General features: G+C 76.0%; 15 protein-coding genes. 10 read left to right on the forward strand and 5 right to left on the reverse strand.

Annotated elements, in window-relative coordinates; translation table 11 throughout:
- The first annotated feature begins 86 nt into the window (after window positions 1-86).
- Together IPO09_21235 and IPO09_21240 are read left to right on the forward strand one after the other, a co-directional pair.
- Window positions 87-4,394, forward strand: coding sequence for a CoA activase (locus IPO09_21235; GenBank protein ID MBK9519798.1), 4,308 nt, complete (start codon window positions 87-89; stop codon window positions 4,392-4,394).
- A 148-nt stretch (window positions 4,395-4,542) separates the two neighbouring features.
- Entirely contained in the window at window positions 4,543-4,953 is a 411-nt protein-coding gene (locus IPO09_21240; GenBank protein MBK9519799.1) for a hemerythrin domain-containing protein, read from the forward strand.
- Here IPO09_21240 and IPO09_21245 read toward each other — a convergent pair.
- Both IPO09_21245 and IPO09_21250 read right to left on the reverse strand, forming a co-directional pair.
- Entirely contained in the window at window positions 4,935-5,840 is a 906-nt protein-coding gene (locus tag IPO09_21245) for a hypothetical protein (GenBank protein ID MBK9519800.1), read from the reverse strand. The two genes, IPO09_21240 and IPO09_21245, sit on opposite strands and share 19 nt — an antisense overlap.
- A 9-nt stretch (window positions 5,841-5,849) precedes the next feature.
- Window positions 5,850-6,815 (reverse strand): alkaline phosphatase family protein, encoded by a 966-nt coding sequence (locus tag IPO09_21250; protein MBK9519801.1) that lies wholly within the window; start codon window positions 6,813-6,815, stop codon window positions 5,850-5,852.
- 140 nt (window positions 6,816-6,955) lie between these two features.
- Here IPO09_21250 and IPO09_21255 point away from each other — a divergent pair, with 140 nt between their 5' ends.
- The 3 genes from IPO09_21255 to proC are packed head-to-tail and all read left to right on the forward strand — an operon-like array spanning window position 6,956 to window position 10,568.
- Window positions 6,956-8,245: a (2Fe-2S)-binding protein gene (locus IPO09_21255; protein ID MBK9519802.1), complete on the forward strand. Its 1,290-nt coding sequence runs from the start codon at window positions 6,956-6,958 to the stop codon at window positions 8,243-8,245.
- Window positions 8,238-9,719: an FAD-dependent oxidoreductase gene (locus IPO09_21260; GenBank protein MBK9519803.1), complete on the forward strand. Its 1,482-nt coding sequence runs from the start codon at window positions 8,238-8,240 to the stop codon at window positions 9,717-9,719. The genes IPO09_21255 and IPO09_21260 overlap by 8 nt, the downstream gene beginning before the upstream one ends.
- A 12-nt stretch (window positions 9,720-9,731) precedes the next feature.
- On the forward strand, window positions 9,732-10,568 hold the full coding sequence (proC, locus tag IPO09_21265) for a pyrroline-5-carboxylate reductase (protein MBK9519804.1): 837 nt from the start codon (window positions 9,732-9,734) through the stop codon (window positions 10,566-10,568).
- Window positions 10,569-10,589: 21 nt separating this feature from the next.
- On the opposite strand, the gene IPO09_21270 is transcribed toward proC, so the two are convergent.
- Complete coding sequence (locus IPO09_21270) at window positions 10,590-12,371, reverse strand: adenosylcobalamin-dependent ribonucleoside-diphosphate reductase (GenBank protein MBK9519805.1); 1,782 nt, start codon at window positions 12,369-12,371, stop codon at window positions 10,590-10,592.
- 175 nt (window positions 12,372-12,546) lie between these two features.
- Between IPO09_21270 and IPO09_21275 the strand changes: the two genes are divergently transcribed.
- Window positions 12,547-13,248 carry a hypothetical protein gene (locus IPO09_21275; GenBank protein ID MBK9519806.1) on the forward strand — a complete coding sequence of 234 codons (702 nt, stop codon included), beginning with the start codon at window positions 12,547-12,549 and terminating at the stop codon, window positions 13,246-13,248.
- Window positions 13,249-13,372: 124 nt separating this feature from the next.
- Window positions 13,373-14,014: a DUF4395 domain-containing protein gene (locus IPO09_21280; protein MBK9519807.1), complete on the forward strand. Its 642-nt coding sequence runs from the start codon at window positions 13,373-13,375 to the stop codon at window positions 14,012-14,014.
- A 65-nt stretch (window positions 14,015-14,079) separates the two neighbouring features.
- Here the strand turns inward: IPO09_21280 and IPO09_21285 are convergent, their stop codons facing one another.
- Window positions 14,080-14,814 carry a phosphoesterase gene (locus IPO09_21285; protein MBK9519808.1) on the reverse strand — a complete coding sequence of 245 codons (735 nt, stop codon included), beginning with the start codon at window positions 14,812-14,814 and terminating at the stop codon, window positions 14,080-14,082.
- 47 nt (window positions 14,815-14,861) lie between these two features.
- On the opposite strand from IPO09_21285, the gene IPO09_21290 reads away from it, so the two are divergent.
- The 3 genes from IPO09_21290 (at window position 14,862) to IPO09_21300 (ending at window position 17,850) form a co-directional block, all read left to right on the forward strand.
- Entirely contained in the window at window positions 14,862-15,050 is a 189-nt protein-coding gene (locus tag IPO09_21290; protein MBK9519809.1) for a hypothetical protein, read from the forward strand.
- A 35-nt stretch (window positions 15,051-15,085) separates the two neighbouring features.
- Window positions 15,086-16,510, forward strand: a complete 1,425-nt coding sequence (gene truD / locus IPO09_21295; GenBank protein MBK9519810.1) for a tRNA pseudouridine(13) synthase TruD — start codon at window positions 15,086-15,088, stop codon at window positions 16,508-16,510.
- A 155-nt stretch (window positions 16,511-16,665) separates the two neighbouring features.
- Window positions 16,666-17,850 carry a flagellar hook-basal body complex protein gene (locus IPO09_21300; protein ID MBK9519811.1) on the forward strand — a complete coding sequence of 395 codons (1,185 nt, stop codon included), beginning with the start codon at window positions 16,666-16,668 and terminating at the stop codon, window positions 17,848-17,850.
- 25 nt (window positions 17,851-17,875) lie between these two features.
- On the opposite strand, the gene IPO09_21305 is transcribed toward IPO09_21300, so the two are convergent.
- On the reverse strand, window positions 17,876-18,649 hold the full coding sequence (locus IPO09_21305) for a uroporphyrinogen-III synthase (GenBank protein ID MBK9519812.1): 774 nt from the start codon (window positions 18,647-18,649) through the stop codon (window positions 17,876-17,878).
- Window positions 18,650-18,656 lie beyond the last annotated feature (7 nt).

Genomic DNA, 18,656 nt, shown 5'->3' on the forward strand with positions numbered 1-18,656 from the left:
CGTGCAGCGGCCATTTCGTCACATGGAGGCGGGATCGCCGCCTCCTCCAGGCAGGCAGGCAGGCCCAGCTCGAGCGGGGGAATCACATGGCGCGCTACATCGGCATCGACGTCGGGGCAGAGGCTATCAAGGTGGTCGAGCTCCGGCGGGAGGGCGGCGCCCTCGAGTGGGTCCGTCGCACCGTCCTGGAGCACCACAAGGAGCCCGGGCAGACCCTGAAGGGCGTGCTGGCCGGCTGGGGCTGGGACCAGGTGGACGGCGCGGCCGTGACCGGCCGCCTCGGGCGCCAGGTGGCGCTGATGCGCGTGCCGGCCAAGCAGGCCCAGGCCGCCGGCTACCGGTTCCAGCACGGCGCCGCCCCGGCCACCATCGTCTCCATCGGCAGCCACGGGTTCTCGGTGCTCGAGCTGCGCGAGGGGGCCGTCGAGGTCTTCCGCGAGAACTCCCGCTGCGCCCAGGGCACCGGCAACTTCCTGCGCCAGCTGGTGGAGCGCTTCGACCTGACCGTGGAGCAGGCCGCCGACCTGGCCGCCGGCGTGGCCGAGCCGGCGCCCCTCTCCGGCCGCTGCCCGGTCATCCTCAAGACCGACATGACCCACCTCGCCAACAAGGGCGAGGGCAAGGACCGCATCCTGGCCGGCCTGCTCGACGCCATCGCCGAGAACGTGCAGGTGCTGGTGAAGCCGCGGGTCTGCCCGGACCGGCTGCTGCTGGCGGGCGGGGTCTCCCGCTCGGTGCGGGTGCGCCAGCACTTCAGCACCTTCGCCGAGCGCCAGGGCATGACCTTCGTGGACCAGCCGGGCGACGACGCGCTCTACCTCGACGCGCTGGGCTGCGCCGTGGCCGCCTCGGAGCACGGCTTCAAGCGGCCGGCCCTGGAGGACCTGATCGAGCCCCCGCTCGAGAGCGACCTGGAGCGGCTGCCGGCGCTGGGCGCGGCGCTGCCCAAGGTGCGGCGCATGCCGGTCGCCCCGGCCCGCGAGTGGGAGGGGCCGCGCGACGTCATCCTGGGCTTCGACATCGGCTCCACCGGCTCCAAGGCGGTGGCGCTGGACCTCGAGTGGAAGGAGCCGCTCTGGGAGGGCTACCTGCGCACCAACGGCGACCCCGTCAGCGCCGCCCAGGCGCTGATGCGCCAGTTCCTGGAGGGGCCGGCCGGCCTGCACCGGGTGCGCGGCTTCGGCGCCACCGGCTCGGGGCGCGAGATCGTGGGCTCGCTCCTCTCCACCTGCTACGGCTGCGACTCGGTCTACGTGCTCAACGAGATCGCGGCCCACGCCACCGGCGCGCTCCGCCTCGAGCCGCGCGTCGACACCATCTTCGAGATCGGCGGGCAGGACGCCAAGTACATCCGCCTGGCCGAGGGCCGGGTGGTGGACGCCGCCATGAACGAGGCCTGCTCGGCCGGCACCGGCTCCTTCATCGAGGAGCAGGGCAAGCGCTTCAGCGGCATCGAGAACATCGTGCAGCTCGGCGCCGAGGCGCTGGGCGCCAGCGAGGGCGTGGCCCTGGGGCAGCACTGCTCCATCTTCATGGCGGAGATCATCGACGAGGCGGTGGCCGGGGGCGTGCCCCGCGAGCGCATCGTGGCCGGAATCTACGACTCGGTCATCGCCAACTACCTGAACCGGGTGAAGGGGAGCCGCTCGGTGGGCCAGGTCATCCTGTGCCAGGGCATGCCCTTCGCCTCCGACGCGCTGGCGGCGGCGGTGGCGCGCCAGACCGGGGCCGAGGTCATCGTGCCGCCCAAGCCCGGCCTGATGGGCGCCATCGGCATCGCCCTGCTGGCGGCCGAGGACCTGCCGGTGGCCACCGCGGCCCCTGCCGACGGCCGCACCTTCCTGACCGCCCGCATCGACCGGAAGGACAGCTTCGTCTGCACCTCCACCAAGGGCTGCGGCGGCGCCGGCAACAAGTGCCGTATCGACCGGCTCACCACGGTGGTGGCGGGCGAGACGCAGCGCTTCACCTGGGGCGGCAACTGCTCGCTCTACGACCGCGGCACCCGCAAGAAGAAGCTGCCCGACCTGGCGCCCGACCCGTTCCGCGAGCGGACCGCCCTGGTGCACCAGCTCATCGCCGAGGTGAGCGGGCGGCGCGGCGGGAAGCTGGTGGCCATCACCGACGAGTTCCAGCTCAAGGGGCTCTTCCCCTTCTACGCCACCTTCCTGCACCGCATGGGGCTGGACCTGGCGGTCTCCACCGGCGCGGACCGCAAGGCCTTGAAGCGCGGCATCGAGGAGGGCAACGTGCCCTTCTGCGCGCCCATGCAGCAGTACCACGGGCTGGTGGCCGCCATGGCCGACCAGAAGCCGGACTGGCTCTTCCTGCCCATGCTGCGCGAGATCCCCCGGGTCGCCCAGGAGCGCACCTCGCAGGTCTGCCCCATCGTGCAGGCGGCGCCGGACATGCTGCGCTGGGACCTGGGCGAGGCGGCCGGGGCCACGGTGCTCTCGCCGGTGGTGGACATGGGCCCGGGCTTCCTCGACTCGCCGGCCTTCCTGCAGGGCTGCGCCTGGCTGGCGGAGAAGCTCGGGGTGAGCAGCTGGCGCGAGGCCTGGACCGCGGCCCGCGCCGCGCAGGCCCGCTTCGACGAGCAGGTGCTGGCCCAGGGCCAGCGCGCCCTCGACTTCTGCCGCGAGCAGGGCGTCACGCCGGTGGTGGTGCTGGGGCGCAGCTACACCATCCACAACGACGTCCTCAACTCCAACGTGCCCTCCATCCTGCGCGAGCAGGGGGCCATCGCCATCCCGGTGGACGCCCTGCCGGTGCCCGACGACGCGCCCATCTTCGACGACATGTTCTGGGGCTACAGCCAGCGCATCCTGCGGGCCGCCTGGCACATCCGGCGCACCCCCGGCCTGTACAGCATCTTCTGCTCCAACTACTCCTGCGGCCCGGACAGCTTCACCGTCCACAGCTTCACCTGGCTGATGGAGGGGCGGCCGCTGGCCATCATCGAGACCGACGGCCACGCCGGGGACGCCGGCACCAAGACCCGGGTGGAGGCCTTCCTGCACTGCGTGCGCGAGGATCAGCGCGCCACCCGGGCCGGCGTCGCGCCGGATCCGGCCGGGCTGCAGGTGGCCCCGCAGACCATCCGCGACATCGCCGCCGCCAAGCACCGGGTCCTCATCCCACCCATGGGGCCGGAGGCCGAGGCCCTGGCCGCGGCGCTGCGGGGCCTGAAGGTGCCCGCCGAGGTCATGGCCCAGCCCACCCGCGACACCCTGCGCATCGGGCGCCGCCACACCTCGGGCAAGGAGTGCCTGCCCCTGACGGTGACCCTGGGCAGCGTGCTGGAGCGCATCGAGCAGCAGAAGGACTCGCCCGAGAAGTTCGTCTTCTTCATGCCCGGCTCGGACGGCCCCTGCCGCTTCGGCGCCTACCGCCAGCTGCACAAGATCATCCTGGACCGGCTCGGCTGGGGCGACCGGGTCTCCATCTGGTCGCCGCCCTTCGGCGACTACTTCCAGGGGCTGCAGCCGGGCTTCGCCTCCATCGCCTACGTGGGCTTCTGCGCCTTCGGGGCCCTCTCCGAGGCCCTGCACGACGTGCGCCCGGTGGAGACCCGCACCGGCGCGGCCGAGGAGATCCACGCCGCCGCCACCCGGCGCGTCTCGCAGCTCATCGAGCAGGCCGCCGCCGGCGACCTCTCGGGCGCCCGGGTGCTGCTGGAGGCCACCACCGGGCGGCTCTGGGGCATCCCGGCGGCCGTCAAGGAGGCGGCCCGCGAGCTGGCCAGCGTGAAGTCGCGGCGCGAGGTGCCCAACGTGCTGGTGGTGGGCGAGATCTACGTGCGCTGCGACCCGTTCTCCAACGACTTCATCACCCGCCAGCTGGAGCGGCGCGGCCTGCGGGCCCGCACCGAGCCGGTCTCCGAGTTCATCCAGTACTCCGACTACATCGCCTGGAAGCGGGGCTGGAAGAAGGGGCTGGGCGACCGCATCGACAAGTTCGTGCGCGACCGCATCGCCGGGGTGGTCCACCACGCCGTGGCCGAGCCGCTCGGCCTGCCCGACGCCCCCTCCATCGAGGAGGCGGTGGACGCCGGCTCCCCGTACGTGCGCGACCAGGTCGAGGTGGAGACCCTGCTCACCATCGGCGTGCCGGTGCGGGCCTGGCGCCGCAAGGAGATCGACGCGGTGGTCAGCGTGGGGCCGCTGGAGTGCATGCCCAACAAGATCGCCGAGGCGCAGTTCTGCCACGTGCAGGAGCAGGAGGGGCTGCTCTCCCTGACCCTCTCGCTCAACGGCGACCCGGTGGACCCGGAGACCCTGGACAACTTCGCCTTCGAGGTGCACCAGCGCTTCCGCCGGGCCCGGCAGGCCGGGCCCCAGCCCGAGGCCGCGGTGCCGGACGCCGCGCTGGCGCCGGCCCCCGCCGAGGGCTGAGGGGCCGCCCCCGGGGCCCCGGGGCGGCGCCGGCGCCCGGTCGCCGCCCCGCGGACGCCCCGCGGACGCCCCAAGGTGTGGCCCGCGGCCGCGCCCGGCCCTATGACTCCCCCGCCCCGGCCCCCGCCGGGCGCGGGAGGAATCCAGCATGACCGTGTTGCCCCGGCCCGCCGACCGGCACGCCGACGAGGAGCCGTTCGACGTCCATCACCAGCTGCAGGGCGCCATGATCGACGCCTACGAGGCCGCCCTGCTGGACGGCGCCAGCCAGGGCCTGGCGGCCGACACCCTGGGCCACCTGGTGGACTTCACCGCCGTGCACTGCCTGGAGGAGGAGCGCTTCATGCTGGCGCAGGGCTACCCGGGGCTCGACGGACACCGGGCCGCCCACGCCGCCCTGCTGACGCAGCTGCGGGAGCTGGAGATCGAGGCGCGCGGGGCCGACCAGCAGCTGGCGCTGGGGGCGGTGCCCGGGCTGCGGGGCTGGCTGCTGGACCACGTGGAGGGGCCAGACCGGGCCCTCTCGGCGTGGCGCGAGGGTCAGCGCCTCCAGCCCTGAAGGACCACGTAGCGGCGGAAGTCGGCCGTGAACTCCTCGGCCCCGATGCCGACGGCCTCGCGGAAGGCGGTGGTGAAGGTGGCGCCGCCGTGCATCCGCTCCAGGATCTCGCGGGCCTTCTCCTCGCCGTAGCGCTCCAGCAGGAAGCTGAAGGCGTGGTGGGCCGCGCCGTACACCACGTCGTCGCGCTCCTGGTAGAGCTGCTCGTAGTTGGCCAGCGGATCACCCTCCGGGAGCTTGCCCGTGGCGGCCCGGGCCAGCGCGCCGGGCGCCGGCCCATCCCCGCGCTCACCGTCGCCGGCCCCCACCACGGCGCGGTGGTAGAAGCGCCACAGGTCGCGCAGCGTGCCGCGCTTGTACCCCTGGCCGGCGGTGTGGCTGGCCATCCCTTCGCCGAACCAGAGCGGGATCCCCTTGAACGACCAGCTCCACTCGGTGCCGGCGCGCTGGTAGACGGCGCAGTGGGTCAGCTCGTGCGCCAGGAGCTCGACCAGCCGCTTGCGCTGCCCCCCCAGGGTCCAGCTGGAGGGGTCGGCCAGCCGCACCGGCCAGCTGGCCGGCGACTGGAGCTGCACCGTGGCGTACTTGGCCCAGGCGCGCAGCCACGGGTAGCCCGGCCGGTCCACCGCCTCCTCCAGCGCGGCGTGGGTGGGCTGGAGCGTCAGGGTGATGGGCTCCGGCAGCCCGCCCCAGCGGGCCGTCTGCGGGATGGCCACCGCCAGCGCCTCGACCACCAGCGCCGCCGCCCGGGCGTCCTCCGGCTGGTAGAGGACCCGCACCTGGGCGTCGCCCACCCGCACGGTGGTGGCGCGCGGCTCCCCGCTCGACAGCCGGGGGGCGCAGGCGGCCAGGAGCCCAAGGACCAGGGCGGCGGCGAGGCGGGGCACGGGCGGTACCTACCCCTCCCCACCGGGGGACGCAAGCCCCGCCAGCCCCAGCAGGAGCGGCGCCACGCCGGTGAGGTCGCGCACCTGCCCGACCCGCGCCGCCGCCGGGCCGAAGCAGAGCAGCGGCACGGGCGCCAGGGTGTGGTTGCGGGTGGAGAGGTCCTCCAGGTTGCCGTGGTCGCTGGTCACCACCAGCGAGTCGGCCGGCCCCAGGCCGGCCACCAGCGCCCGCAGGAAGGCGTCGAGCCGCCCCAGCGCGTCCAGCGCCGCCGCCATGGAGCGGGCGTGGCCGGCCTCGTCGGTCTCGAAGAACTCGAAGGCGGCCAGGTCGTGGCCGGCCGCCATGGCCAGCAGGAGCGCGGCCGCCTCCTCCGGCGTGCGGCGCGGCAGGTCGAGGCCCAGCTCCCCGGCGCGGCGGCCGGTCAGGTCGTGGGTCAGCCCACGGCCGGCCCGCGCGTCGGCGAAGGTGCGGAAGGCGCCGCCGCCGGCGGCGTAGGCCACCGTGGTGGCGGAGGGACGGGCGCGCCGGCGCAGCGTGAACTCCGGCTCGCCGGGCGCCTCGAAGCCCAGGGCCTGCAGGTAGGCCACCGGGTAGGCGTTGGCGAAGGTGAAGCGGCGCCCGCCCGCGGCCAGCCGCCGGTAGAGCGAGCGGCGGCCCAGGAGCTCCCTGAGCGCGGGGTTGGGGAAGCCGAGCAGGTGCCGCCCCAGCAGCGCCGGGGCGTTCTCGCCGGTGAGGATGGTGGCCTGGCCGGTGGCCGACTGCGGCCGGCCCTCCACCCCGAGCCGCGCGTCGAGCAGGCCGGCCCGACCGCCACCCGGCAGCGGGGCGCCGCTCCCGTCCAGGAAGCGGGACAGGAGGAAGTCGCCGCGCGCCAGCGGGTTCAGCGCCGGGTCGGGCGCGCCGGCGCCGACGCCGTCCACGAAGACGAAGAGGACCGTCACCGGGGGATGATAGCGGACCCGCCTGGCCCGCACCCCCCGGCGTGCCCGAGCCCGGCGTGCCCGAGCCCGCCGCCGCGCCCCCGCTGGCCCCCCAGCGGCCGGCCTGGCCGCGTCGAGACGCCACCCCCCGGCGCGCCGCGGCGGCGGTAGACTCCCGGTCCGAGCCTCCCCAGATGCCCCGCCTCGACGACCCACGCTTCGCCCCGGACTGCACCATCCACGTGGACGGCGTGGCGGTGCCGGCCCGGGCGGGTGAGCCCATCGCCGCGGCGCTGCTGGCGGCCGGCCGGCCGCTGCTGGCCCGCAGCCACAAGTACCACCGGCCGCGCGGCCCCTTCTGCCTGGCCGGCTCCTGCCAGGCCTGCCTGGTCCGGGTGGACGGCCAGCCCAGCGTCCGGGCCTGCCGCACGCCCTGCCGCGACGGCCTGGAGATCGCCACGCAGCACGCCTTCCCCACGGCCGCCCACGACCTGCTCGGCGCCATCGACCTGGCCACCCCCTTCGGCCTCGACCACCACCACCTGGGCACCTGGAGCCGCACCGCCGACCGGCTGGTGGTGGCCTTCTCCCGCCGGCTGGCCGGCCTGGGGAAGCTCCCGGAGGGCGTCCCGGCGACGCCGCGCACCCCCGCGGCGGAGGCGGTCGACGCGCTGGTGGTCGGGGCCGGTCCAGCCGGGCTGGCCGCCGCCGAGGCGCTCGCCCGGGGCGGGCGCCGCGTCCTCCTGGCCGACGGCGAGGCCGTGGCCGGGGGCCGGCTGCGCTGCCGCTACGACCTCGAGGACGACCTCGAGCTGGCCTGGGCCGCCGGCCTGGTGATCGGCCTGGGCGACGCGGGGTGCGAGGTGGCGCTGGGCGCCAGCGTGCTCGGCCTGTGGCGCGACGGCGGCGCGGTGGTGGCGCTGCTGTCCGAGGACGGGCCCGTCCCCCGCCTGCGCCTGGTGCGCCCCGGCGCGGTGGTGCTGTGCGCCGGCGGCACCGCCGTGCCGCCGCGCCTGGAGGACGGCGACCGGCCCGGGGTGCTGTGGGGGCGCGGCCTGGCGGTGGCGCTCGCGGAGCACGGCACCGTGCCGGGCCGGCAGGCCGCGGTGCTGGGCCAGGGCGCCGAGGCCGAGGCGCTGGCCGCCTGCCTGGCGGCCGCGGGCATGGCGGTGGCCAGCGTCGGGGCGGCCGCCCGGGTGCTGGGGCGTGGCCGGGTCTCGGGCCTGCGGCTCGACGAGCACCGCACCCTCGCCTGCGACACGGTGGCGGTGGTGGCGCCGCCGGCGCCGGCCACCGACCTGGCCCGGCTGCTCGGCGCCGAGGCCCGCTTCGACGAGGGGTGCGGCGCCTTCGCCCTGGTGGTGGACGAGGCCGGCCGCACCGGGGTGCCCGGCCTGTTCGCCGCCGGTGAGGTGACCGGCGCCATGGGAGCGCTGCGCGCCGCCGAGCAGGGCCGGCGCGCCGGGGAGGCGGCCCGTGGGTAAGACGCTGCTGTGCGGCTGCGAGGACGTCACGCCCGAGGAGGTGCAGCGCGCCTTCGCCGCCGGCCACCGCGACCTCGAGTCGGTGAAGCGCTACACCGGCTTCGGCACCGGGCCGTGCCAGGGGAAGAGCTGCCTGGCGCTGGTGGCCCGCGAGCTCCTGCGGCTGGGCGCCACGCCGGGCGAGGTGGCCCCGTTCACCTCGCGGCCGCCGCGGCAGCCGGTGGCCCTGGGCACGCTGGCCGCGCTCGATCCGGCCAGCCTGCCGGCGGGGGCGGACGGGATCCCGCCCGAGGCGCCGCCGGCCCGGCCCGGCGAGGGAGCGCTGCCCCCCCTGCCCGCCCGCGCCGACGTGGTGATCATCGGCGGCGGCGTGGTCGGGCTGGCGCTGGCCTACGAGCTGGCGCGGCGCGGCACCACCGACGTGCTGGTGCTGGAGCAGGCCTACCTCAACTTCGGCGCCTCCGGCCGCAACGGCGGCGGGGTGCGGGCCCAGTGGTCCACGCCGACCCTCATCGACCTGGCGCGCCGCTCGCTGGCGCGCTGCGACGGCCTGGCGGTGGAGCTGGGCATCAACGTCTGGTTCCGTCGCGGCGGCTACCTGTTCCTGGCGCCCACCCGGGAGCACGTGGCGCGGCTGGAGCGGAACGCGCGGCTGCACGCGGCCCACGGCCTGCGCACCCGCATCCTCACGCCGGCCGAGGCGGTGCGGGTGGCGCCGGCGCTCGAGCCGTCGTGCTTCCTGGCGGCCTCCCACAACCCAGACGACGGGGTGGTCTTCCCCTGGCCCTTCCTGTGGGGCTACGCCACCCGGGCCGAGGCCCTGGGCGCGAAGGTCCGCACCTTCACCCGCGTCACCGGCTTCAGGGCCAGCGGCCCCGCCCTCACCCACGTCGAGACCGACCGGGGCGCGGTGGCCTGCGGCCTGGTGGTGAACGCCGCCGGCGCCTGGTCGAAGCAGGTGGCGGGCCTGGCCGGGCTGGCCACCCCGAACCGGCCCACCCGCCACGAGATCCTGGTCTCCGAGGCGCTCGAGCCCTGGCTCGACCCGCTGGTCTCGCTGCTCGGCACCGGCCTCTACTTCTCGCAGTCGCAGCGCGGCGAGCTGGTGGGCGGCATGGGCGATCCCGCCGAGCCGGAGGGGGTCAACCAGGGGTCCACCCTGCGGTTCCTGGCCCGCTTCGCCCGCGCCGCCACCCGCCTGGCGCCGCGCCTGGCCGGGGTGAAGGTGGTGCGCCAGTGGGCCGGCTGCTACGACGTGACCCCGGACAACAACCCCATCCTCGGGCCGGCCGGCCACGCCAACTTCTTCCAGGTCCACGGCCTGGTGGGGCACGGCTTCATGATGGCGCCGGCCCTGGCCGAGGACTGCGCCGACCTGATCACCGGCCGCGGCCGCCACGAGCTCTTCGACCGCTTCCCGCTCTCCCGCTTCCAGCAGGGCGGCGCGGTGCGCGAGGACTTCATCATCGGGTAGGATGTCGCCCCTATGGCACTCGGACAGACCATCGCGTTCATCGGCGCCGGCAACATGGCGGAGGCCCTCGTCAAGGGGCTGCTCCGCGCCGGCGTGGCCGCCCCGCAGGAGATCGTCTGCACCGACCGTCGCCCGGAGCGCGGGCCGGAGCTGGCGGCGCGGTACGGCGTGCGCGTCACCCAGGACAACCTGGCGGCGGTGCGGGAGGCCGGCGTCATCGTCCTCTCGGTGAAGCCGCAGGTCATGGAGAAGGTGCTGGCCGAGATCGGTCCGGCGCTGGACGCCTCCAAGCTGGTGATCTCCATCGCCGCCGGCATCCCCATCGTGGCCATCGAGCGCAAGGTCGGGCACGGCGTGCGCGTCATCCGCACCATGCCCAACACCCCGGCCCTGGTGGGCGCCGGGGCCACCGCCCTCTCCCCGGGCGAGCACGCCACCGAGGCCGACCTGGTCCAGGCCCGGGCGCTCTTCGACGCCATCGGCATGACCGTGGTGGTGGACGAGCCGCTGCTCGACGCGGTCACCGGCCTGTCCGGCAGCGGCCCGGCCTACATCTTCCTCATCATCGAGGCGCTCTCAGACGGCGGCGTCAAGGCCGGCCTGGCGCGCGCCCAGGCCCAGGAGCTGGCGGCGCAGACCGTGTACGGCTCGGCCAAGCTGCTCATCGAGACCGGCGAGCACCCGGGCCGGCTCAAGGACCAGGTCACCAGCCCGGGCGGCACCGCCATCGCCGGCCTGCACACGCTGGAGGCCGGCGGCCTGCGCACCACCCTCATGAACGCGGTGGAGGCGGCCACCAACCGCTCGCGCGAGCTGGGGAAGAGGTTCCTGGAGCAGGACGAGGACTAGGCCGCCGCCGGCCCCGCGCCGCTACTCGGCGGTCTCGCAGGAGCCGTAGCCGCAGCGCGCGCAGGTGGCGCACCCGCCGCTGCGAGAGAGCGGCCCCTGGCAGGCCGGGCAGCGCTCCGCGGCGGCCCCGCTCACCAGCACCTGCTGGTCGCGCGAGCCGTCGCGGTAGACGGTCAGCCCCTTGCAGCCCAGCTCGAAGGCCAGCTGGAAGCAGCGCGCCACCTCGTCCACCGTGGCCTGGCTCGGCAGGTTGACGGTCTTGGAGACCCCGTTGTCGACGAAGCGCTGGAAGGCGGCCTGCATGCGCACGTGCGCCTCGGGCGCCACGTCGTGGGCGGTGGCGAAGCGGCGCGCCACCGGCTCCGGCACGCCGGCCACCCCGCGGGCCCGGCCGGCCGCCCGCACCGCCGGCAGCGCCGCCGCCGCGCCGGCCGCCTCGAGGGCCGCCGCCAGCGCCGGGTGCTCCTCGGGGAGCTCGGCGCCGTCCAGGGCGTGGCGCACGTAGGCCAGGGCGAAGAGCGGCTCGATGCCCGAGGAGCAGCCGGCGATGAGGGCCAGGGTGCCGGTGGGCGCCAGCGTGGTCACCGTGGCGTGGCGGCGTGGCCGGCCTCCCGCCGCCGCCAGGGCGCTGGTGGGGAAGCCCGGGAAGGGGCCGCGCTCGCCGGCCAGCCGCTGGCTCTCCTGGTGGGCCTCGCGCCGCACGAAGCCCATCACCCCGGCCGCCAGGTCGAGCGCCTCCGGCGCGTCGTAGGGGATCCCCAGGCGGATCAGCAGGTCGGCCCAGCCCATCACCCCCAGGCCGATCTTCCGGTTCCGGGCGGAGATGGCGGCGACCTGCGGCAGCGGCCAGGTGTTCACCTCGAGCACGTCGTCCAGGAAGCGGACGCCGTCGCGGACGCAGCCGGCCAGCCCGTCCCAGTCGACCTGGCCGCCCGCCTCGAAGCGGGCCAGGTTGACCGACCCGAGCGTGCAGGCCTCGAAGGGCAGGAGCGGCTGCTCGCCGCACGGGTTGACGGCCTCGAACCGGCCCAGGTCCGGCGTGGGGTTGCCGGCCTCCACCCGGTCGAGGAACACCAGGCCGGGCTCGCCGCCCGACCAGGCCGCCGAGGCGATCCGCTCGAGCAGCGCCCGGGCCGGCATCCGCCGCACCACGCCGCCGGTGGCGGGGTGCAGGAGGGGCCACTCGCGACCGCCCGCCGCCGCCTCGAAGAGCGCGTCCGGCGCGGCCACCGAGACGTTGAAGTTGCCCAGGCCGGGCCCGCGCTTGGCGTCCACGAACTCCAGGATGTCCGGGTGGGCGGCGTGCAGCACCGCCATGTTGGCGCCGCGGCGCACCCCGCCCTGCTTGATGATCTCGGTGGCGCCGTCGAAGACGCGGATGAAGGAGAGCGGCCCCGAGGCCACCCCGTGGGTGGTCCGCACCAGATCGCCGCGCGGGCGCAGGCGCGAGAAGGAGAAGCCGGTGCCGCCACCGGACTGGTGGATGAGCGCCGCCCACTTGAGGGCGTCGAAGATGGCGGCCAGGTCGTCCTCCACCGGCAGGACGAAGCAGGCCGCCAGCTGGCCGTGGGGCCGGCCGGCGTTCATCAGGGTGGGCGAGTTGGGCAGGAACTCCAGGGCCGCCAGCCGGGCCTCGAAGGCCTCGGTCCACCGGCCGCGCTGGCGCGGCGCCTCGGCCCGGGCCACCGCCTCCGCCACCCGGTGGAACAGCCCGGCCGGGGTCTCCAGCGGCTGGCCGGCCTCGTCGCGCAGCAGGTAGCGCCGGGCCAGCACCTGGCGGGCGTTCTCGGAGAGGGCCACCATGCGCGGGATCCTAGCGGCTCCGGGCCCTGTCCGCCGAGGGCGCGCCCCATCCCGGCCACCCGCCCGGGCCGAGCCCGGGCCGAGCCTTGTGCGGGCCAGCGGCCCGTGCGAATGGAAGCCCATGCGCCCCTCGCCCCCTGCCCTCCCCCGCACCGCACCCGCGCCCCGCCGCACGCTGCGCCGGGCCGCCCCGCTGCTCGCCGCCGCCCTGGCCGCCCTGGCCGCCTGCACGCCCCGGGTGGTGGTCCCCGACGCCGAGCGGGAGCGGACCCGGGCGGCGCTCGACGGCCAGCAGCGCTACCTGCGGGTGGCGGTCACGGTCCACCGGCTCTTCGGCGACGGCTCCAGGCGCCTCCTGCTCGACGCCCCGGCCGGCGAGGTGGACCTGCTGCGCGGGGCCAACGACGAGCGGCTGGCGCCGCCCCCGGCCGAGCTGGTGCTGCCGCCGGGCACCCCGGTGCGGGTCGAGCAGGTGGAGTTCCCGACCGGCATGGTCATCGCGCGACGGGTGGTCATGTCGCCCCGCTACCACCCGTGGGTGCTGCTGGCGGTGCCGGGCGACCCGCGCCCCCACGTGCTGGTCCTCCCGCAGACCACCGCCACGGCCGCCGACGCGGTGGCCGAGGTGGAGCGGGTCCTCACCGCCGACGACCCGAGCCCGGCGCTGGCGGCCCTGACGGCCGAGCAGCGCGCCGCGGTGCTCCGCAAGGAGCTGGTGGAGGGGCTGCCGGCCGCCGCGGTGGAGATGGCCTGGGGCCTGCCGGAGCGCAAGCGCATCGACCGCCCGGCCGGGACCGAGGCCTGGGCCTGGCCGGAGGGTCGGCGCTCGGCCTGGCTGCAGGACGGCCGCCTGGTCCGCTGGGAGCGGCAGCCCTAGCGCCCGCCCCCGCAACCCTGGCGGCTCCGCCCCTCCCCTGGCCGCGCCGGTCGGGGTGTCCAGCGGGCGGGACCCGAGGTAGCCTGCCGGCTCCACGCGCGGCGGCAGCCGGAGGGGTCGGACCATGAGCGGCATCGTGAAGTTCGGTGAGGACGTCGAGGGCTATCGCATCCCGGTGCTGAACGAGCGGGAGATCCGGGCCGCCGCCGGGATCCTCTTCGCCCTCATGTTCGCGGCCATCGCGGGGGCGGTCCTCAAGGGGAGCTTCGTCCTCCTCAAGTACGCCATCGCCGTCTTCCTGCCCGACATGCTCCTCCGGGTCCTGGTGAGCCCGCGCTACGCCCCCACGCTGATCCTCGGTCGGCTCATCGTCCGCAACCAGGTGCCCGAGTACGTCGGGGCCCGCCAGAAGCGGTTCGCCTGGATCCTCGGCGTGGCGCTGGCCACGGTGATGTTCGTCCTGGTGAACGTGCTCAACACCTTCAGCCCGATCACCGGGATCATCTGCCTCCTCTGCCTGGTGTTCCTCTTCTTCGAGTCGGCCTTCGGCATCTGCCTGGGCTGCAAGCTCTACGCGCTGGTCGCCCGGCAGAAGCCGGAGTACTGCCCCGGGGAGGTCTGCGAGGCGGGGGCGCGGCAGGAGATCCAGCGCACCACGCCGGCCCAGCTCCTGATCCTGGTCGGGCTGGTGGCCTACGTGGTCCTGGTGGCGGTGCTCTTCCACGCCGGCTTCGGCGTCGCGCCGCACGCCCTCTTCGGCGCCTAGCCGCCGGCCTCCGCCCGGCCGCCTGCGGGCGCCGCGCTCCCGGAGGGCGCCGCCCGCCCGCTCGCCTAGCGGTCCCGGCGGGGCCCGCCGCGGCCGCGCGGCTCACCGCGCCCGCCGCCCCGCCGGTCGCCGCCCCGCCCGCCGCGCTCGTCCCGCGCCGGCGGCGGCGTGACGCCGAGCGCCACGCAGAAGACCGTGCCGGCCAGGAGCTGCGCCACCAGGTCGGCCTCGCAGGTCACCAGGTCGCGGAAGAGGGTGGCCGCGCTGCCCACCTCGGACGCCGCGGCCAGCGCCCCGGAGCCGCCCACGCAGGGCAGGTTGAGGTGGTCGGCGGCCTCGACGGCCAGGTCGTCGTGGTGCCCGCGCCGCCGCCCGTGCAGGCCCTGGATGGCCGCCAGCCCGTCCAGGGTGAAGATGGCGTCGCCGCTGGGGTGGGCCACCGACCTGTCGTAGGGGTGCGCCGCCACCACCGCCCCGCCCAGCGCCCGCACCGCGGCCAGCACCCGCTGCGCCGGCCAGGGGGCCACGCCCCCGAACAGCTCGGGCAGCGGCGGCACCGCGGCCGGATCGGGGAAGAAGCAGAGGTAGTGGCCGCGATCGGTGATCACCTCGGCGCCCACCAGCACCGGCAGCCCGGCCTCGCGTCCGGCGGCCTTGAGCGCCGCCAGCCCGGCCAGGGTGTCCACGTCGGTGAAGGCCACGGCGTCCAGGCCGGCGGCCCTGGCGGCGGCCAGCGCCTCGGCCGGACGGAGCGTGCAGCCGGGGGTCTCGGGGCCGTGCAGGTGCAGGTCGATGAGCATGCAGGCGCGAGTTTGACACACCCCCGGACCGCGATGATACTCGCCGCGTGACGTTCACCGGGGTCAAGGTCTTCTCCGCCACCAAGGCCAAGGAACGCGAGGAGCTGGGTGAGACCGTCACCCGCTGGCTCCGCGCCAACCCGGATCTCGAGGTGGTCGACCGGGTCGTGACCCAGTCGTCCGACGACGAGTTCCACTGCCTCACCATCATCTTCTTCTACCGGCAGAAGGCCTGAGCGCGGCGCGCCCGGGCCGCCGCCCGGAGTGACCCATGCGGCTCAAGCAGCGGCCGGAAGACTTCTCCGTCACCGAGTCCTGGCGCTTCGACGACGACCCGGCCGGGCCCTGGCGCGTCTACCTGATGGACAAGCAGAAGCTCACCACCTTCGAGGCGGTGGAGCGCATCTGCTCGCGCTTCAAGGTGCCGCGCGCCGACGTGACCTACTGCGGCCTCAAGGACAAGCAGGGCCGCACCACCCAGCTGGTGGCGGTGCGGGGGCGTGACCTCGACCTGCAGGACGAGGACCTGCGCCTCAAGCCCATGGGCCGCTCGCGCGCCCCGCTCTCCGCCCAGAACACCACCTCCAACCGCTTCGCGGTGACGGTGCGCGACCTCTCCGAGGAGGACGTGGCGCGCCTCCCCTCGGCGGTGGCGGAGGTGCAGCGGCTGGGGGTGGTCAACTACTTCGACTCCCAGCGCTTCGGCCCGCTCAAGCACGGCCAGGGCTTCATCGTGAAGGAGCTGATGCGCGGCGACTTCGAGAGCGCCCTCAAGAACGTCATCGCCCACCCCAGCGAGCTGGACGTGAGCCACGACTCCCGGGTGAAGCAGTTCTGGAAGGAGCACTGGGGCGACTGGACGGCCCGCAACCCCTACCCCGGCGCCGAGAAGTACGAGGCGGTGCTGAAGTGGCTGAAGAAGCACCCCACCGACTTCCGGGGCGCGCTGCTGCGCACCGAGCCGCGCTGGCGCGCGCTGCAGGTCTTCACCTACCAGAGCTGGCTCTGGAACGAGGGGGTGCGCCAGTTCCTGCGGGACGTGGTGGGCATCCAGCACCTGGTCTCGATCCGCTACCAGGCCGGCGCGCTCCTCTTCCCGCGCGAGCTGGACGGCGACCAGGCCCGGCGCCTCAAGGGCGTCACCTTCCCGCTGCTGGCGCCGGACTCCACCTTCACCGACCCGCAGATCCAGAAGGCGGCCATGGCGGTGCTGAAGCGCGAGGACATGTCGCTGGCCTCGCTGGCCATCCCCGGGACCCCGGAGATCCACTTCGACCACGAGGAGCGGCCGCTCTTCTCGCACCCGGGCCGGCTCACCATCGGCGAGGCGCGCCCCGACGAGCTGAACCGCGGGCGGCAGAAGCTCAACGTGGCCTTCACCCTGCCCCCCGGCGCCTACGCCACGCTGGTGGTGAAGCGGCTCTTCTGGTGGACCCTCGAGCCGGGGGCGGCCAAGAAGGCCGCCGCCCGCGCCGCCGTGCCGCGGCCCCGTCCCACCCCGGTGGAGATGCACCAGCAGCGCAAGTCGACCGGCTTCCTGGCCGTCAAGCGCGCCCTGAAGGAGAAGAAGCAGGCGGCGCGCCAGGCCAGCCAGGCGGCGGGTGGCCCGGCGCCGCAGGCCAGGAAGCCGGCCGCGCCAGGCAAGCCAGCCAGGTCCGCCAAGCGCGCCAAGGCTGGCGAGCCCTCGCCCTCCTAGGAGCGCCCGGCGGCACCAGCCGGGGCGGTCGCCACCCGGCTCGACCTGCCGGCCGGCCTCTTCCATCCGACGGGGCGCTGACGCCCAGCCGCGGCGCCGCCTGGCGCGAGCGCGCCGCCGCCGGCGCAACCCCGCGTCCCCACGACCAGGCGCCCGTGGCACGCCCCGTGCTCCACGCCGGGCAGGGGGTCGACATGACGCTGGCGGCGAAGCGACGGGCTGGTGCGGTGTCTCCGGGGTTCCTGCTGGCGACGGCCCTCGCGGCCGGCTGCGGTGGGCTGGGCGAGGGCGAGGCGTCCTGCCTGCCGATCGCCGGACCGGAGGTCCTGCGCCAGGGCGAGCTCGTCCCGACGGGCCTCGCCCACGACCTCTCGCTCCGGGGCGCCGGCTTCTTCGCCCTGAGCGACGACCGCGCGCCCTTCACGGCGGCCTCCTACACCCGCGCCGGGCGGTTCACCGTCGATCGGGACGGCTTCCTCGTCGACCTCCAGGAGCGGCGGGTGCTTGGCTGGCAGGCGGATCCCTCCGGCACGCTCGCCGCCGCCCCCGGCCCCCTCCAGATCGGCAGCGCCACCATCGCGCCGCGCGCCACCACCTTCCTCTTCCTGACGGGCAACCTCCAGGCCGACGCCGCCGTCCTCGGCGCCTTTGACCCGGCCAACCCGGGCACGACGTCCAGCTTCTCCACCTCGATGACGGTCTACGACACCCTGGGCGGCCACCAGCCGGTGCAGGTCTTCTTCACCAGGACCGGCAGCGCCGCCACCGGCACCGCCTGGACCTGGAGCGCCCTGGCCGACGGCGGCGGCCTCCAGGGCGGCAGCGCCGGAACGCTGCAGGTCGTCGCCGGAGGCGACCTCACCTTCGACGCCGCGGGCCGGCTCGCCAGCGACGCGCCGCTGGCCGGCAACGCCACCTCCTTCCACCCGCTCGGCGCCGGCGCCCCCCAGCCGCTCACCTTCAACTTCGGCGACCCCACCGGCGAGCTGGGCAGCGGGCTCCTGGGGCTCACCCAGTTCGCCTCCCCGTCGGCCACCACCTTCAGCGGGCAGGACGGGTTCGGCGCCGGCCAGCTCGCCTCGGTCCGCATCGACCCGGACGGCCGCGTCGACGGCGACTTCACCAACGGTCGGTCGCGCGTGCTCGCCCAGGTGGGCGTGGCGGTCTTCCCGGCGCCGGCGTTCCTGGCGCCCCTGCCGGGCCACCGCTTCGCGCCCACCGTCGCCTCCGGCGCGCCGGCGCTCGGGGCGCCCTGCGCCGGGCTCCAGGCCTGCGTCGTCAGCGGCGCGCTCGAGCGGCTCGGCGAGGAGTCATCCACCTGCGTGACGCCGGGCCGCTGAGCGCCCGCCGGGCGCCGCCAGGGCCCTACCCTGCCAGCGCCGCCAGGAGCGCCGCCGCCAGCCCCTCGGCGGTGTGCTCCCCCGCCACCGCCCCGGCCTCGAACCCGGCCTCCGCGAGCGCCGCCGCGGTGGTCGGCCCGATGGCGCCGAGCAGCGCGCCCCCCAGCAGCGGGGCGCGCGCGCCGAGCGCCGCCACCACGCTCTTCACCGCGGAGGGCGACGCGAAGGCCACCGCGTCCACCCGGCCGGCCGCGAGGGCGTCCCCGAGCGGCGCCAGGGTCGCCGGCGCCACCGCCACCGTCCGGTAGGCCACCGGCGCCGTCACCCGGGCCCCGGCGGCGGAGAGGCCCTCGAGGAGCTCCGGACGCCCCTCGGCGGCGCGCGGCAGCAGCACGGCCTGGCCCGCCACGTGGCGGGCCAGCGAGGCGGCCAGCGCGGCGCCGGTGTGGTCGGTGGGCATCAGGTCCGGCTCGCGGACCAGCTCGGCGAGCCGGGCCGCCGTGGCCGGGCCGACGCAGGCCAGCCGGAGCTCCTCGAGCCCGAGCCGCCCCAGCCCCAGCGCGTCCAGCCGGGCCACCGTCCGCTCCACCGCGTTGACCGAGGCGAAGACCGCCCAGTCGAAGCCGGCCAGGTCGCCGAGCGCGGCGTCGAGCGGCGCCGCATCCTCCGGCGGCCCGATGGCGATGGCGGGACACTCCAGCACCTCGGCCCCCAGCGCGCGCAGCCGGGCCGAGAGGGCGTCGTCGCCGCCCGCGCCGCGGGTGACCGCCACCCTCCTCCCGTGGAGCGAGGCGGCCATGCGCCTC

This window comes from Anaeromyxobacter sp. (assembly GCA_016718565.1).
Classification (GTDB): domain Bacteria; phylum Myxococcota; class Myxococcia; order Myxococcales; family Anaeromyxobacteraceae; genus JADKCZ01.

Excerpts from the sequence above, each read along its gene's own strand:
- IPO09_21235 (MBK9519798.1), top strand. The coding sequence starts at position 87 with ATGGCGCGCTACATCGGCATCGACGTCGGGGCAGAGGCTATCAAGGTG.
- IPO09_21240 (MBK9519799.1), top strand. The coding sequence starts at position 4,543 with ATGACCGTGTTGCCCCGGCCCGCCGACCGGCACGCCGACGAGGAGCCG.
- IPO09_21255 (MBK9519802.1), top strand. The coding sequence starts at position 6,956 with ATGCCCCGCCTCGACGACCCACGCTTCGCCCCGGACTGCACCATCCAC.
- proC (MBK9519804.1), top strand. The coding sequence starts at position 9,732 with ATGGCACTCGGACAGACCATCGCGTTCATCGGCGCCGGCAACATGGCG.
- IPO09_21270 (MBK9519805.1), bottom strand. The coding sequence starts at position 12,371 with ATGGTGGCCCTCTCCGAGAACGCCCGCCAGGTGCTGGCCCGGCGCTAC.
- IPO09_21280 (MBK9519807.1), top strand. The coding sequence starts at position 13,373 with ATGAGCGGCATCGTGAAGTTCGGTGAGGACGTCGAGGGCTATCGCATC.
- IPO09_21285 (MBK9519808.1), bottom strand. The coding sequence starts at position 14,814 with ATGCTCATCGACCTGCACCTGCACGGCCCCGAGACCCCCGGCTGCACG.
- truD (MBK9519810.1), top strand. The coding sequence starts at position 15,086 with ATGCGGCTCAAGCAGCGGCCGGAAGACTTCTCCGTCACCGAGTCCTGG.
- IPO09_21305 (MBK9519812.1), bottom strand. The coding sequence starts at position 18,649 with ATGGCCGCCTCGCTCCACGGGAGGAGGGTGGCGGTCACCCGCGGCGCG.